The organism is Streptosporangium sp. LJ11 (assembly GCF_051918945.1).
Lineage (GTDB): Bacteria > Actinomycetota > Actinomycetes > Streptosporangiales > Streptosporangiaceae > Streptosporangium.
The window spans coordinates 266,201-281,422 of the sequence record NZ_JBPXMB010000011.1 but is presented as its reverse complement, the minus strand read 5'-3'; the positions used below and the strand labels follow the sequence as shown (position 1 = coordinate 281,422).

At 67.8% G+C, this 15,222-nt stretch carries 9 protein-coding genes; 5 read left to right on the top strand and 4 right to left on the bottom strand.

Features of this window, described 5'->3' with window-relative positions; genetic code table 11:
- The first annotated feature begins 177 nt into the window (after window positions 1-177).
- From ACTOQ3_RS18655 to ACTOQ3_RS18640, 4 genes are read left to right on the top strand one after another with little or no spacing between them, the layout of a single operon-like run.
- Complete coding sequence (locus ACTOQ3_RS18655; protein WP_440084639.1) at window positions 178-1,665, top strand: hypothetical protein; 1,488 nt, start codon at window positions 178-180, stop codon at window positions 1,663-1,665.
- Window positions 1,662-2,393 carry a hypothetical protein gene (locus ACTOQ3_RS18650; protein WP_440084638.1) on the top strand — a complete coding sequence of 244 codons (732 nt, stop codon included), beginning with the start codon at window positions 1,662-1,664 and terminating at the stop codon, window positions 2,391-2,393. The genes ACTOQ3_RS18655 and ACTOQ3_RS18650 overlap by 4 nt, the downstream gene beginning before the upstream one ends.
- Window positions 2,390-6,793 (top strand): hypothetical protein, encoded by a 4,404-nt coding sequence (locus ACTOQ3_RS18645; RefSeq protein ID WP_440084637.1) that lies wholly within the window; start codon window positions 2,390-2,392, stop codon window positions 6,791-6,793. Before ACTOQ3_RS18650 ends, ACTOQ3_RS18645 begins: the two co-directional genes overlap by 4 nt.
- Complete coding sequence (locus ACTOQ3_RS18640; protein ID WP_440084636.1) at window positions 6,790-7,875, top strand: hypothetical protein; 1,086 nt, start codon at window positions 6,790-6,792, stop codon at window positions 7,873-7,875. The genes ACTOQ3_RS18645 and ACTOQ3_RS18640 overlap by 4 nt, the downstream gene beginning before the upstream one ends.
- Before the next feature lie 4 nt (window positions 7,876-7,879).
- Here the strand turns inward: ACTOQ3_RS18640 and ACTOQ3_RS18635 are convergent, their stop codons facing one another.
- A complete protein-coding gene (locus tag ACTOQ3_RS18635) occupies window positions 7,880-8,749 on the bottom strand; it encodes a coiled-coil domain-containing protein (RefSeq protein WP_440084635.1) in 870 nt (289 codons plus the stop codon).
- A 523-nt stretch (window positions 8,750-9,272) separates the two neighbouring features.
- On the opposite strand from ACTOQ3_RS18635, the gene ACTOQ3_RS18630 reads away from it, so the two are divergent.
- Window positions 9,273-10,706 carry an aldehyde dehydrogenase gene (locus ACTOQ3_RS18630; RefSeq protein ID WP_440084634.1) on the top strand — a complete coding sequence of 478 codons (1,434 nt, stop codon included), beginning with the start codon at window positions 9,273-9,275 and terminating at the stop codon, window positions 10,704-10,706.
- A gap of 217 nt (window positions 10,707-10,923) precedes the next feature.
- On the opposite strand, the gene ACTOQ3_RS18625 is transcribed toward ACTOQ3_RS18630, so the two are convergent.
- The 3 genes from ACTOQ3_RS18625 to ACTOQ3_RS18615 all read right to left on the bottom strand — a co-directional run bounded on the left by ACTOQ3_RS18625 (window position 10,924) and on the right by ACTOQ3_RS18615 (window position 15,116).
- A complete protein-coding gene (locus tag ACTOQ3_RS18625) occupies window positions 10,924-12,243 on the bottom strand; it encodes an acetate/propionate family kinase (protein ID WP_440084633.1) in 1,320 nt (439 codons plus the stop codon).
- On the bottom strand, window positions 12,240-14,282 hold the full coding sequence (gene pta / locus ACTOQ3_RS18620; RefSeq protein WP_440084632.1) for a phosphate acetyltransferase: 2,043 nt from the start codon (window positions 14,280-14,282) through the stop codon (window positions 12,240-12,242). Before pta ends, ACTOQ3_RS18625 begins: the two co-directional genes overlap by 4 nt.
- 75 nt (window positions 14,283-14,357) lie before the next feature.
- Window positions 14,358-15,116 carry an alpha/beta hydrolase gene (locus tag ACTOQ3_RS18615; RefSeq protein WP_440084631.1) on the bottom strand — a complete coding sequence of 253 codons (759 nt, stop codon included), beginning with the start codon at window positions 15,114-15,116 and terminating at the stop codon, window positions 14,358-14,360.
- Between the last annotated feature and the right edge of the window lie 106 nt (window positions 15,117-15,222).

Here is a 15,222-nt window from a genome sequence, read left to right as displayed (position 1 = left end):
GAAGCGGCTCGATGAGCGCCCACTGGGCATCGGTCAGATCCGACGGGTAACCACGACGAGCAGACGACATCCAGCCCCTCTGCCCGCGCCAGTCATCGATGTCACACCTCTGCGACCCCTATCTCACACCCTCTCAAACACGCTCTCAGTGTGCACGAGTCCTCTTTTCCCGCACGCGTGGCGGCGTTCCTGAGGTTCAGCCCGGTGATCGAAGCCGTGCAAGCGGCTTACCGCCGGGACTGGCCGGAGGGAATCTACGACATCGTTACTCTGGCCTTGACCGCCATCGATCTGGTTGTTGCCCGACAAGGATTCGAGTTCGAAGCCACCCGGCAGGACGTAGTGGACGCACTATCGGTGCTGTCCGGGGTGGCTGCTCCGGAACGCCCGGTCGGCGAGCACACGGATGTCGCGATGTTCGTGGTGGACGCCTTGCTGAACCGGTCGAGCGGCCAGGCCCCTTTCCGATACATCACCAGCGATTACTCCGATCATGAAGCTGGTCACCGGCAGCGCGAGGTCCCCTTCTCCCTCCTAGTTGAGCACGATCATGCGTCGCGTGACGAGAATGTGCTCCGCGCCACGAAAGACGCCATCAACGCCTTGATCGGCGGCCTCGACTTCGATGTCGAAGACGAACAGGTCGCCACGGAGCTGGTGCTGGAACGGCAGCTGGCGCGCAACGCGTTCGACGCGGCGTTGAAGTCCGCAGAACGAGCCCGGCTGCTGTCGGTCAGCCTCGCGGAAGGGCTGGACCGGCTGCTGAAGCAAACGCGCCGTGATCTGCGGATCGTGGAGAAGGAATGGGCCGCGACAGTACCGGACAGCCTGGAGGCTGCTCGCAAGCACATCAGGGAGCGGCTGAATACCGAACGGCACTTGCTGGGGAAGGTCCGGGAGGCGTTGATGAACGGCGAGGCGAAGCTTCTTACGTCCGGGGTGCGGATCGCCCAGCTGCTGGAGGAATGCCAGCGCCGCCACGAGTCATTGCATCATCGAGTCATCGCGGCCCGAGGGATATTCTTGGAGGAGCAGGAACGCCAAGCCTTCCGTCCGCCCGCGTTGGTCAACTTGCCGGATCCGCAGCAGGAGATCCTTTTGCCGGTCCTGGAACTGGGCTGCGCCGAGGCCGGCACTCTGACCGAGCGGTTCCTAATCGACATGGCGGGCCCCCGTACCCCGCGACTGCCCCGCCTCTATCGGCTGATCAACGACCTGTGGACGCGCACCGGCAGCATCACCGCAGGCGAACGAGGTGATGATGAGACCGAACTCGCCGACCTGCCGAAACCACTCATCCGGACGGAGGTCGTCGATGTGGCGATCCGCGCCGTGCGGGGTGTCGGCCTGCCCGCCCGGCTATCCCGGCTGCTGCACGCCTGCCTGAACGATGCCCAAGCCCCATCCCCGCGTGTCCGCCAGCAGGGTGCCGAGGTCCTAAACCTGGCCGTGTTGTGGGCTTTCTCCCCCGAGGACGCCGACGATGAAGGCGGCCGGATGGCCGATGACCTGATGGCCCGCATCCTGGGAACGCGCACCGCCGTCGACACTGACGGCACACCGTTGCAACTGCCCGGGTGGGATGGCGACGACGTCATCGTCGCCCCCGACGCCGATGCCCTCGCCGATGCGAATCCGGTCCCGATCAGCAGGAAGTCAGCATGAGTCTCATCGCCACCGACCACACCGATATAGGCCTCCTGGTGTCGTTCGCAATCCGGCCGACTCAGCGGCCTGGTCGCAACCCCGATTACCAGCGGGTTCTCAGTCGCTACCGGACCGAGCTGGAGTTCAAGACCGCTGCGAACGCGATTTTGCACGGCTTAGGGGCGCGGGTTCTGTCTGAGGGCGACTTCGGGCTCATCCTGGGTATCGAGCCCGAGTCTCCGCTGGCCTTCCGCATCTCCGACCTGCCCTACACGGGAAAACCGGAGAACAAGTTGCTGGCTGGTCTGGTTCTTACTGGCCTGGTCGCGTTCGCCTACCCCAGTACGCAGGAGCTCGACGACGACCGCGTCCGGCGTATCTCAGCCAGGGACCTCGATGCATGGTTGCGGGAGCTGTGCGAGCGGTTGTGCTCTCACGACGCCGCCGGCGATGTTATTCCCAAGGAAGGTCTAGACGAGGCCTGGCGGACCTATCTGGCCTTGCCGTCGGTGCATTACGGGGAGGCTGGCCGCAGCTCCGGCAAGTTGACCAGCCGCTGCACCCGCTATTGGGTGCAGACGGTCCTGACCTGGCTGACAGGACAGGGTATGGCCCGCGTCGACAGTTCAGCCGAGGACACCTGGACACTGACCGAACGGTTTCGGGTGCACGCTAAGGAGGTCGCCCTCGAGCGTGCCTACGGTTTCATCGCCGAGCTACGCCGCAGAGAGGAATCCCGCGGATGACCCATCAGCTCGCCGCGTTGCGGTTTCGGACCGTGGGCGAACGTTCTGCCCGATTTACCGATCTTCCGCTTGATTTCACCGCGCCGGTCGACGGCGCCGCCGTACCTCAGGACTCGGTCGTCTGGCTGCGCAACGGCGGAGGCAAGTCGAGCATCCTGTCGCTGACGTACGCGCTCCTGTTGCCGCACGCTAACGACTTCATGGGCAGGACCGTGCAGCGCAGTCTTACCGACTACGTCGATACGGGCGACACCTCACACGTGATCGCGACATGGCAGCCTCATGACACCAGTCGGACCCTGCTGGGCGACCCGGAAGAGATCCTCGTCACCGGTGTGGTCCATGAATGGTCGGACTTGCGTAAACCTGTAAAGGCCGCCGACTCAAAGGACAAGCTGAGCAGTTACTTCTACGCTTTCCACGCCGTCTCCGGCGTTTTAGAGCCGGACACGTTGCCGTTCTGCGACGATTCCGGACGCCCCAGGCGGCTGACCGGCTTCCTGGAGGAGCTGCGCGAGCTGGCCAAACCACATGCCCGGCACGCGAACCTGGTGGTGACCGACAAGCAGCACGTCTGGACGAAAGCGCTTCTAGATCGGCACTTGGATCCGGAGATCTTCCGTACGCAGAAGCAGATGAACCACGTCGAGGGCGGCGTGGAAGACCTGTTCAAGTTCCCCTCTGCCAAGGACTTCATCAACTTCCTGCTGGATCTGGCCACCCAGCCGGCCGCCGCCATCAGCGTCGCGACCCGGCTCGCGAGCGTCACGGCCCTGCTGGCGGCCAAGCCACAGAAGATCGAAGAGCGCGACTTCTGCAGCGCCACTGCCGAAGATCTGAGCGACGTCGCCGCCAGCTATGAGCATGTGCAAGCCGCTGCCGGTGAATTGGCCGCTGTTACCACCGCCGCGGAGGTCCTGGCCGCCTCCTTCACCGCCGCAGTCACCGCCGCAGAGGAGCTCCAGGAGAGCCTGAAAACACGATTGACCGTGTTCGCAGAAGCCCGCACGGCGGCCAACAACGATCGGTCCACGGCCACTGACCTGGCCTACCTGTACCGGAAGGAAGGCGCCAGGCTGCGTCTGGCCGAGGCCGAAATCCAAGAGCAGGAAGCGGGCCAGAACGTCGACAAAGCGCGAGCTCTGGTGCAGGCCTGGGAGACCACCGTCCAACTTGCCGCGTTCGCCGAATTGGAGTCACGTCTGACCCAGGCCGAGCTGCTGGCCTCAGCCGAAGAAGCCGAGATCGCCCCACTCCGCGAAGAACACGCCCGACATGCAGCCCTGCTGCGACACCGTTTGAACGCGCTCGCCGAAGAAGCCGATTTCGCGGCCGACCTGGCTGACGAGCAGAAGGAGACCGCGGGGGAGGCCCTCACGAAACATGGAGAGCTGGAGGAGCGAGCGCGAACCGACAAGACACAGGCGACTACCGACGAATCCCAGGCCCAGACCCAGCTCGACATTCTTGATCAACGCCGCAGGGACGGCGTTGCCCGCGGTCACCTGCCCAGCCACACCATCCCACTCCAAAGCCACCTCGACATAGTGATCACCGATCGCGCCGAAGTCGATCGGCAGCTCAAGGAGCTGGCAGCACGGTGCGAGGGCCGCCGTGCCCGCCGTACCGAGATCACCAACCGGGACGCCGCCCTGGCGGGCGAGCACAGCACCGCCGACGCGACGCGCACCAAGACAGTCGAGCGGCACACCGATTTGGATGCCGAACGGGCCGAGCTGACTAGTTCTGAACGGCTGCGCGGGCTGGCTGAGACCGCCGGTGATGAGACCGTCGACCTGTGGGTCGAGGGTCCGATCTTGTTGCGCCGGTTGAGCGACGCGGTCATCGCGGCGGATGACGAGCGCATCCTGCGCAGAGCCGAACAACACGCCGACAGGAGGAGTATCGAGGCGCAGGAACGCAGCCAGGTCCTGCCGTCCAGCCTGGACGCCGAACGCATAGAACGCGAGCTCCTCGACGCCGGCGTACCCGCCCAGACCGGCTGGGCCCATCTGCGCTCGGTCATGCCCGCTTACCACCTGATGACTTCACTGAACCTGCCCGAGATCGCCCAGCTCGGTTGTGGAGTGGTGGTCCCGACCAGTCGGGTCGCCGATGCGACCCGGGTCTTGGACTCCCGTGCGGCTGTCACGACCTCGCTCATCGGGGTCTACTCCGCCGAAGCCGCGGACGTCCTGGTCCGAGGCGGGGTGGTGTCGGCGAACTCCCTAGTTGCCGCGGCTTGGACCCGGCTGCAACCGGGCTTGGTCGATCAGGCCGAGGCAGAGGCAGCGGTTCGGTTGCTCAAGGAACGCGCCCACGCCCACACTCTCAAAGATCAGGATCTGGCCCGGCAACGCGCGGCCGATGACGAACTACGCCGCCAGATCACCCAGTTCCTCGACGATTGTCCCGCCGGACACCTGGCCATCCTGAGCGACGAAATCGATCGGCTCGACCGCAAGCTGCAGGCCATCGACAACGAGCAGGAGGACAACAGAACAGAGCTTCAGGGCCTCGATGACGGCGACCGGCTGGACGATGCTCTTCGTGACATGCTCAACACTGATCTTCGCAAAGCCGATGCCACCATCAACTGGCTTGAGGAATTCGCCCTCCTCTTGGCCGATGCAGACGACTGGCGCGGGCAGCTGACAGCCGCGCAAGAGCGCGGCGCCGACGCGGACCGTCGCGCCCGCCAGCACAACACCGACGCCCAGCAAGCCCTCCTTGAGACCAAGCAGTGGGAGGTCACCGCTGAAACCGAGCGCCGCAGAGCGGCTGATTACCGGTCAGAATGCGATGGCCTCCCCGACACCGCGACCGATCCACTGGACGTGCATGGGGATCCGACCACACCTTTGGATGTTCTGCGCCGCTGTCAGCAAGACGCACTCAAGGCTTTGGAAATCCGTGCCGCCCAATCGGTGCTGGCCGACCGGGTGCAGGGCCTCGCCCGGCAAGTCGCCGACGCCAAGCGCGAAGTCATGCAACGGCCTGCCGCCGATCGCGCCACCGCCGGGCGATTGCTTGCCTCCCCCGAAGGCCAAGAGCCGCACCTTCGATCCGCCGCCCTCGCCCGCGCCCGGCAGGATTCGGAAGCGGCGACCGACGACCGCGGCGCGGCCAGGAATCAGGTGAAACAACGTGGTTCCGAATTGGAGGCGATCGAACGGGTCTATCGGCAGCCACCACGCCGCACCCTGCCCGTCGTCCCGACCAGTTCCCAGGAAGCCGATGGCCTCGCCTCCGAGCAGGAGCTCCGCAACCAGGGGGCTCAGGAACGGCTCACCCAGGCCGAAGGTCTCATCAATGACGTCGAGCAGCAGACTTCGCAAGCCGAGCACCGCAAGACGCTCCTCGGCACACTCTTGGAATCACTCCCGGATCCGGGCGAGCAGCTCGCGGAGCCGTTCACCGAAGACGAGGATACGGCGCGCACCCGATCCCGGCAGGCTAGGGATGCGGTGAGCGCCGCGGTCAAGACTTTCACTGGCACCGAGATCAGCCTCAACACGTCCGTGGACCGGCTCCGGCGCACGGCCGCTCGCTTCACGGGGATCTCCGGGCCGATGAAAGACCGGGTGGCGAACGATCCGCCCGCGATTCTCGGCCCGCACGCCGACGAGCTGAGCGGCAAACTGCGGCTGCGGGCGCAGACCCTGGTCGGCGAACTCAGTGCCATCGCCCAGGACCAGGCCATCCTCAGCGAGGCGCTCGCACACCTGGTGAAGGACAGCCTTGACATGCTTGGCAAAGCAGAACGCGCCTCCCATATGAAGACCGGCTCGGGGTCGTGGGCCGACAAGAAGGTCCTGCGGATCAGTTTTGACCGGCCCGGTGACGCCGACCTAGTCGTCTACGCCGAGAGAGTCATCGACAGGCTCGTGGAGAAGGGACTCAAGCCCGAAGGTATGCCGCTGCTGAAGGCCGCCGTTCACGAAGCCGCAGGACCTCGAGGTTTCACCGTCAAGGTCCTTAAACCCACCGACGACACCGCCGGGACCACCGAGGACATCAGCCGCCTCGCCAAGTGGAGCGGCGGCGAGAAGCTAACCGTATGCATCGCGCTTTATTGCACGCTCGCTGCGCTACGCGCCGCGCACACCGGCCGTAAGGGACGTTCCGGAGGGGTCTTGCTGCTCGACAATCCCATCGGCCGGGCTTCATCCGCCTCCTTGATACGGCTGCAGCGCAATGTCGCCGCTTCACACGGCGTCCAGCTCATCTACACCACCGGAGTGAAGGACCCGGCTGCCGTGATCCAGTTTCCCAACGTCATCCGGCTCGATAACCGGGAAGGACGCACCCACAACCGCCGCTACATCGTCCCCGAAGCCAGTTACGTCACCGGCATCCGCGTCGCGCACACCGACCACCCGTGGGACGGCGCCGAATGAACCAGCCGATGTCACCGCTCGCCACCGAGCTCGCCCGGCTTGTCATCCGGTTCCGCGGCAAACGGATCCCCGTGACCGATCTATTCGGTGAGGCCAGCAGGTTCGATCCTGGGTTGGTCGGCGATGCTGAAGGGCTGGCCAAATTCCGTAGCGCCCTCGGCGAACTCGAGAATGCTGAGAGGATCACGCTGCCGGCGCCGAGATCGGCTACCGGCTGGGATCGTCGAACTGTTCCCGCCATCCCGTTCTGGGTCATGCGCGTCGAACCGCTGACCGTCATGCGCCCGTCTCATTCTCCGCGTGTGTGGCCTCATCTGCTCGAAGCCGCCGGGGCCATCGCCACCAGAGCTGACGAACGGAAGATCCTCGATCGGGTCGCCACCTGGATCCGCGACGACCCATCCCCTGAGTTCGTCCCCGTCCAGGAACGCTCCCTGGAACTCTTCGACGACGAGAAGGCCATCGACGGCTACCTGAACAACCGACTCTTCACATCCGGCGCTCTCACCCTGGAGCTGCTGGCCTGCTTCCCGCCCGCCTTGCCGTTCGTATCCCAGCACGTACCGGGCGCCGGACCTACCGGACTGCTCGTCCTGGAGAACCGTGCTACCTACACGTCTTTTCTCACCGCCCTGCGCGACCTCGATCCAGCGGCGAGACCTGACCTGCACCTCGGCTGGGGTCATGGCAACGGCTTCGCACAAAGCGTCCTGAGCATCCCCTTGCTCGAACCGGCTCCCGACGTCGTGCATTACTTTGGAGATCTCGACCTCGCCGGGCTTCTCACCGCAGCCAACGCCGCCGCGCAAGCTGCCGCCGCAGGACTTCCGACGTTGCGTCCGGTTTCTTCCTGTTACCGGTTTCTCCTAGATGGGCCGTCACACTGGCGGAGCAACGATGCCAGCAACCAACGCACCAGCACTGACTACCGCGCGGTCTGCTCCTGGCTGCCTTCTGCGTTACGTCTGCGGGCGGTCGAGCTGCTCTCCACCCGCCTGCGTGTGCCGCAGGAACGGCTCGGCCTAAAAACGCTGCGTCGCCATCCACATTTCTGGAATGGCTTCGCTGTGGGCGAGCGGTGATAACTCAGAACATCGAGATGTGGACGTGGTCGATGTGGTTGGCGGTGTTGCCGCCTCGGTTGGACATCATCTTCCATCCGGCGCCGGTGCGGACGTCGTAGTACTTCTGCTGCCAGATGATGTACATGACCCCGAGGCGGTTGCCGTTGTCGATGGCCCACTGGGCGAGGCGGTTGCCGCGGTCCATGGCGTCCTCCGCGGGGACGCTGCCGCCGGAGCTCATCATGAAGTCGCAGGCCCGGCCGCTGCCGTGGTCGCCGGGGTCGCCGGGGCGCAGGCAGCCGTAGCCGTACGGCATGGGAAAGGTCTGCAGCACGAGGTTGCGCATGGTGATCGTGCGGGGGGTCAGGCCGCCGCTGCCCGAGGGGGTCTGGAAGCCGTACTTGGCCAGGAGCTTCTCGATCCTGACCCGCTGCCGCTTGAGGTCGGCGATGTCCTTCTTGAGTTTGACGATCTTCGTGTCGGCGGACTTCTCCGCGGCCTTGGCCCTCTTGATGAGGTCCTTGACCCGGTTGAGCTGGGTGGCGCGGCGGCTGGCCAGGTAGGACATGGTCGCGGCCTGGCCGAGGGCCAGGTTGGCGTCGCCCTGGAAGCTCAGCAGGTTGCCGTCGTCGAGGGCGCCGCCCATGTAGGCGGTCTGGGCGAAGCGCACGACGTCGGTCTCGGCGTTGGCCAGGGCGCGCCTGAGGCTCTTGGCGTTGGAGGTGGCCTTGCTGGCCTGGACCCGGGTCTCCTCCAGGCTCTGCACCTGGCCGCGGTAACTCTTGTTGATCGCGGCGGCCTCTTGGGTCAGCTTCTTGAGCTCGGCCTCGGGGCTGGGTTTGACGGCCCGCAGGGGAGCGGCTCCGGCGACGGCGGGCGACAGGAGTAGCACGGTGAGTACGGCAGCCAATGCGGCTGCGCGAGTCGGCCTCACGCTTCGCTCACCTCCGGAGCCCCCTCATGGACGGAGCGAAACTATAGAAGACGATCTTGAAGCTCGCCACCGGAACGAAGGAACTCGCGCACCATTGGTGAACTATCAACCTCTTTAGGGTGATTTAACCAACTACTGCGGAACATGTCACTCCTGTCACTCCGGAGAATCCTCGCACAGAACGCACCACTCCACTCGCGGGCCGAAGACGTCTCGGGCTCACGGCACGAGGGCGTCCCACCTCAACGCGTGAAGACATCTCAGCCCAAGGCGTGAAGACGTCTCAACCCGCGACACGGGGGTATCTCCGTCAAGGCGCGAAGACGTCTCGGATCGAGACACGAAGACGCCGGCCACCCTTGTCATCAGCGACAGAACATGATTCGGTCTCAAACAGCGGTGGGGCGCGTGGCGCCCTTCCCAGCGGATGAAACCGTCCGAGAATCGCGACTCTGGCCCGCCCACCAGGAGGCAACACATCATGCGCCAGCACGACACGCTCTTCATCGGAGGCGACTGGGTGGCCCCCGCCGGGACCGGCATCATCGACGTCGTCTCCCCCCATACCGAGGAGGTCGTCGGCCGGGTTCCCGACGGCACCCCCGCCGACATGGACCGGGCGGTGGCAGCCGCCCGCCAGGCGTTCGACCACGGCCCGTGGCCCCGGATGACGATGGCCGAGCGCGCGGCCGTCGTCGGCAGGCTCGCCGAGATCTACGCGGCCCGCCAGGGCGAGATGGCCGAGCTCATCACCCTGGAGATGGGCTCTCCGATCACCTTCTCCCAGCTGGCGCAGGCCCCGCAGCCGCTCGGCATGCTCCAGTACTACGCCGAGCTGGGCAAGACCTTCCCCGTCGAGGAGGAGCGCCCCGGCACCTTCGGCACCGTGACCGTCCGCCGCGAGCCGGTGGGCGTGGTCGCCGCCGTGGTCCCGTGGAACGTCCCGCAGTTCGTCATCATGATCAAGCTGGCCCCGGCCCTCGTCGCGGGGTGCACGATCGTGGTCAAGCCCGCGCCCGAGACCCCGCTCGACTCCTACCTGCTGGCCGAGATGGTCAAGGAGGCGGGCATCCCCGACGGCGTCGTCAACATCGTCGCCGCCGGGCGCGAGACGAGCGAGCACCTGATCTCCCACCCGGACGTGGACAAAGTCGCCTTCACCGGTTCCACCGCCGCCGGGCGGCGCATCGCGGCGATCTGCGGCGAGCAGCTCAAGCGGTGCACCCTGGAGCTGGGCGGCAAGTCCGCGGCGATCATCCTGGACGACTGCGACCTGCCCTCCGCGATGGGCTTCCTGTCGATCGCCTCGCTGATGAACAACGGCCAGGCCTGCGTCGCCCAGACCCGCATCCTGGCCTCGCGCAACCGCTACGACGAGGTCGTGGACGCGGTCTCGGCGATGGTGCGGAGCATGCAGGTCGGCGACCCGTCCGACCCGGCGACCGGCATCGGCCCGATGGTCGCCAAGCGGCAGCAGGAGCGGGTCGAGGGCTACATCAGGATCGGCATCGACGAGGGCGCCAAGCCGGTCGTCGGCGGCCTGGAGCGCCCCTACGACCGCGGCTGGTACGTGGCCCCGACCGTCTTCGCGGGAGCCACCAACGAGATGCGCATCGCCCGCGAGGAGATCTTCGGACCGGTCCTGGCGGTGATCCCGTACGAGGACGAGAAGGACGCGATCCGGATCGCCAACGACAGCGACTACGGCCTGGCCGGGACGGTGTGGACCGCCGACACCGAGCACGGCATGGACGTCGCCCGCCAGGTACGCGCCGGCACCTACGGCGTCAACCTCTTCATGATCGAGAACAGCTCGCCCTTCGGCGGTTTCAAGGGCAGCGGCCTCGGCCGCGAGCTGGGCCCGGAGGGACTGTCGTCCTACCTGGAGTACAAGTCGATCGCCCGCCTGGGCTGAGGCGCTCCGCGAGCGAGTCACGCTTCAGGTGTGCCCGTACGGCTCGTCACGAGCCGTACGGGCACATCGCCGGACGGACCGCCCAGCGCACCCCCGCGACGCTGGGCGACCATCCGACCACAAGAAGTATCTCCCACGACGGTCGCCGAGTGATGATTCGGGTCCGGTGGACTTCTCCCGGCGGATCTCATTCATCCGCTGTCGTGGTAGACGTCTTTTATCCGCGATTGGTTCGGGAAACGACGGAAAGAGTTTGCCGGGCGATCTCGAACTCCTCGTCCGTGGGGATCACCGCGACCCTCACGGCCCCGCCGTCGGCGGAGACGAGCGTGTCGCCCCGCGCGTTGCGTACCGGGTCCACGGCGATGCCGAGCGCCCCGAGACCGGCCAGCGTCCTCTCCCTGACCAGGGCGGAGTTCTCCCCGACGCCGCCGGTGAAGGCGATGACGTCGACCGTGCCGAGGACGGCGTAGTAGGCGCCGACGTACTTGCGGAGCCGGTGGCAGTAGACCGACATGGCCAGTTCGGCGTCCGGGTCGCCCTCGGCCAGCCGCCGCGTCACCGCGCGCATGTCGTTGTCGCCGCAGAGGCCGAGCATGCCGCTGCGGCGGTTGAGCAGCGCGTCGATCTCGTCGAGGGACATGCCTCCCGTACGCGCCAGGTAGAGGACCGCCGCCGGGTCCAGGTCGCCGCTGCGGGTCCCCATGACGAGGCCCTCCAGCGGGGTCATGCCCATGGACGTGTCCACGCACCGCCCGGCGGACACCGCCGAGGCGCTGGCCCCGTTGCCGAGGTGCAGGACGATCACGTTGGCCTCGGGCCCGCCCGCGAGGAGGGCGGCCTCGCGGGAGACGTACGCGTGTGAGGTGCCGTGGAAGCCGTAGCGCCGCACCCCCAGCCGCGCGGCCACCTCGCGGTCGATCGCGTACGTCGAGGCGGCCGGGGGGATCGTGGCGTGGAAGGCGGTGTCGAAGACGGCGACCTGCGGCAGGTCGGGGCGGAGCCTCCGGGCGACCTCGATGCCCGCCAGGTTGGCGGGGTTGTGCAGGGGCGCGAGCGGGACGAGCTCCTCGATCCCCCCGACCACCTCGTCGGTGATCAGCGTGGGCCGGGTGAAGGCCGTGCCCCCGTGCACCACCCGGTGCCCGATCGCGGTGAGCTCGGGAGAGTCGAGTCCCAGGCCGCCGGCGGCCAGCCGGGCCGCGACGGTCTCCAGTGCCGCCCGGTGGTCGGGTACCGGGGAGCCCGGCTCGCCGATGCGCTCCACCGTTCCCGAGGCCAGCCGCTCGGCGCCGGACAGGAGCCGGTACTTCAGCGAGGAGGACCCGGAGTTGAGGACCAGCACCCGTCCGGGAAGGCCCTCCCTGCCCGGCTCCCCGTCCCGGTTCGGGCCGCTCGAGCCGTTCGGATCGTCCGGGCCGTTCGAATCCTCCCGGCCCGAACCGGGACGGTGCCCCGGGGCGCCGCTCACGCTCTCGTCATCGCTCCGCCCGGAGGCCCCGGCCGTCCCGGCCGCCCGTGCGCCTCGCTCGCTCAAGGGGTGACCTCCTGCGCCTGTACGGCGGTGATGGCGACGGTGCTCACGATGTCGGTGACCAGGGCTCCGCGCGACAGGTCGTTGACCGGCCTGCGCAGCCCCTGCAGGACCGGCCCGACCGCGACGGCACCGGCCGAGCGCTGCACGGCCTTGTAGGTGTTGTTGCCGGTGTTCAGGTCGGGGAAGATCAGCACGGTCGCCCGGCCGGCGACCTGTGACCCGGGCAGCTTGGCGGCCGCGACCCTGGCGTCCACCGCCGCGTCGTACTGGATGGGTCCCTCGACCAGCAGGTCGGGCGCCCGCTCGGCGACCAGGGCGGTGGCGGCGCGGACCTTGTCGACGTCGGCGCCGGTGCCCGACTCGCCGGTGGAGTAGGACAGCATCGCGATCCTCGGTTCGACGCCGAACCGCTTCGCCGTGCGGGCCGAGGAGATCGCGATGTCGGCGAGCATCTCGGCGTCGGGGTCGGGGTTGATCGCGCAGTCGCCGTAGACGAGGACCCGGTCGGCCAGGCACATGAAGAACACCGAGGAGACGATCGAGGTGTCGGGAACCGTCTTGATGATCTGGAAGGCGGGCAGGATCGTGGCGGCCGTGGTGTGCGCGGCCCCGGAGACCATGCCGTGCACCAGACCCCGGTGCAGCATCATCGTGCCGAAGAAGTTGACGTCGGAGACCACGTCCAGGGCCGACTCGAAGGTCATGCCCTTGTGCGCCCTCAGCTTGGCGTACTCCTCGGCGAACGACTCCCGCAGCGGTGAGGTGAGCGGGTCGGCGACGGTCACGCCCGACAGGTCGAGGCCGAGGTCGCCGATCCGCCGCCGAACCACGTCCTCCCTGCCGAGGAGGGTGATGTCGACGATGCCGCGCCGCAGGAGGATGTCGGCCGCCCGCAGGATGCGGTCCTCCTCGCCCTCCGGCAGCACGATGTGCCGCCGGTCGGCCCGCGCCCGCTCCAGCAGGGTGTGCTCGAACATCATCGGTGTGACCCGCCCGGAGCGGGTCAGCTCGATCCTGTCGGCCAGACCGGCCGCGTCCACGTGCGCCTGGAAGTGGCCGAGAGCCGTCTCGATCTTGCGCGGGTTGTCGACGGTGAGCCTTCCCTCCAGCCCGGCCAGGGTGGTCGCCACGGTGAAGCTGTCCGCCTCGGCCGCGAGCACCGGCACGCCGGGCGCCAGACGGGCTGTGAGCTCCCGTACGGCCTCGCTGGGCCTCTCCCCCACCGTGAGGACGACCCCGGCCGGTCTCGCCGTACCGGCCGCCTCGACGGCCAGCGAGACCAGCAGCAGGTCCGCGCGGTCACCCGGTGTGATCACGAGCGCGCCGTCGACGAGGTGCTCCAGGAACACCGGGAGCGTGGCGCCGCCGAACACGAACCCGAGCACGTCGCGCAGCAGGCCGTCCTCGCCCTGGATCAGCTCGGCGTCCACCGCCCGCATGACCTGCCCGACGGTCGGCGCCGACAGCGACGGGTGCTCGGGCACGGCGTAACAGGGCACCGGCAGGTCGCACTCGATGACCGTGCCCTCGGGCACCCGGTTGGCGATCACCGCGAGCACCGTGCAGCCCAGGTCGGAGAAGACCTGGTGGCCGGTGCGCATCTCCGTCGCGATCTCCTCGGCGTCGTCGCCGTGCGCGCCCACCACCACGATCACCGGGGCGCCGAACTCGGCGGCCAGGCGGGCGTTGAAGGCCAGCTCGCGCGGCAGGTCGTCGGTGTCGAAGGAGCTGCCGAGCACCAGCAGGGCGTCGCACTCGCGCTCCAGCGTGTGGAAGCGGGCGACAAGGCGGCCGATGAGCTCCTCGGCGCCCCGCTCGGCGTAGATCTCCGCGGCGTCCTCGGCGGTCACCCCGGTCGCCGCGGCCGCGGGGCGGTATCTGGCCTTGATCAGCTCCAGGACCCGGTCCTCGCCGCCGCCGGTGATCGGCCGGAAGACCCCCGTACGATCGGCCCGCCCGGTCAGCAGCTCCATCAGGCCGAGTTCGACGATCTGCCTGCCGTCTCCCCGGCCAAGACCCGCAACGTAGATGCTCCGCATGTGTCCCTTTCCTCGCCGCTGCCCGTCGCCGTCACATCGGCATCGCCATCAGGTCAATCTTCACGAGGCATACGGTCAATCTTCCCGAGGATAGACACCCTCCGGGGGACCGGAACGGGCCGCGGCCCATCTCCCGATGCGACGGACCAGATCCGGGGTGGCCGCCGACTCCGCGTGGCCGAAGCCGGACTCGATCCACAGCTCCTTCGGCTCGTTCGCGGCCTCGTAGATCTGGTACGCGTGCTCGAGGGGGAAGAACCGGTCGGCGTCGCCGTGCACGACCAGGAGCGGCACCGGCGAGATCTTCGCGGCCGCCTCGTACGGCGCCAGCGGCAGCGGGTCCCACACGCCCTTCATGATCCGGGTGCGCTTGCCCAGCCGCGCGGCCAGCCGCCCCATCGGCCTCTCGATCGCCCAGTGCACCTGACGCATCGGCCTGGTCCCCCGGTAGTACCAGCGCGCGGGGGCGCTCACCGACACCACCGCGTCCGGGCCGCCCAGCACCCCCGCGTGCCGCACGGCCACCGCCCCGCCCATGGAGAACCCGACGGTCACGACCCTCCGGTAGCCGATGGTCCGCGCGTGCCGTACCGCCGCGTCCACGTCGAGGATCTCCAGGTCTCCCACGGTCGACCGGCCTCCCGAGCGGCCGTGTCCCCTGAAGTCGAACGCCACCACCCCGCCGAACCCGCTGAGCGCGTGGGCGATGCGGCGCGTGGCGCGTTCCCTGAGCGATCCGGTGAAACCGTGGGCCAGGACGATCCCGAGGTCGTCCGCGCCGCGCGAGGGGGTGTGGGCGGCGTCTATCCGCAGGTTGTCCCGAGTTTTCAGCATTACGGGAAACGACGGTGCGAGAGGCATGGATCCGAGCTTAGGGAGTGCCGGGGACCCGGCCGCACCCCGCCCGCCGCCCCTGCGCGGCCCGGTCCGCCGTACACGC

Coding starts and splice junctions, on each gene's coding strand:
- ACTOQ3_RS18650 (WP_440084638.1), top strand. CDS start 1,662: ATGAGTCTCATCGCCACCGACCACACCGATATAGGCCTCCTGGTGTCG.
- ACTOQ3_RS18645 (WP_440084637.1), top strand. CDS start 2,390: ATGACCCATCAGCTCGCCGCGTTGCGGTTTCGGACCGTGGGCGAACGT.
- ACTOQ3_RS18640 (WP_440084636.1), top strand. CDS start 6,790: ATGAACCAGCCGATGTCACCGCTCGCCACCGAGCTCGCCCGGCTTGTC.
- ACTOQ3_RS18630 (WP_440084634.1), top strand. CDS start 9,273: ATGCGCCAGCACGACACGCTCTTCATCGGAGGCGACTGGGTGGCCCCC.
- pta (WP_440084632.1), bottom strand. CDS start 14,282: ATGCGGAGCATCTACGTTGCGGGTCTTGGCCGGGGAGACGGCAGGCAG.
- ACTOQ3_RS18615 (WP_440084631.1), bottom strand. CDS start 15,116: ATGCTGAAAACTCGGGACAACCTGCGGATAGACGCCGCCCACACCCCC.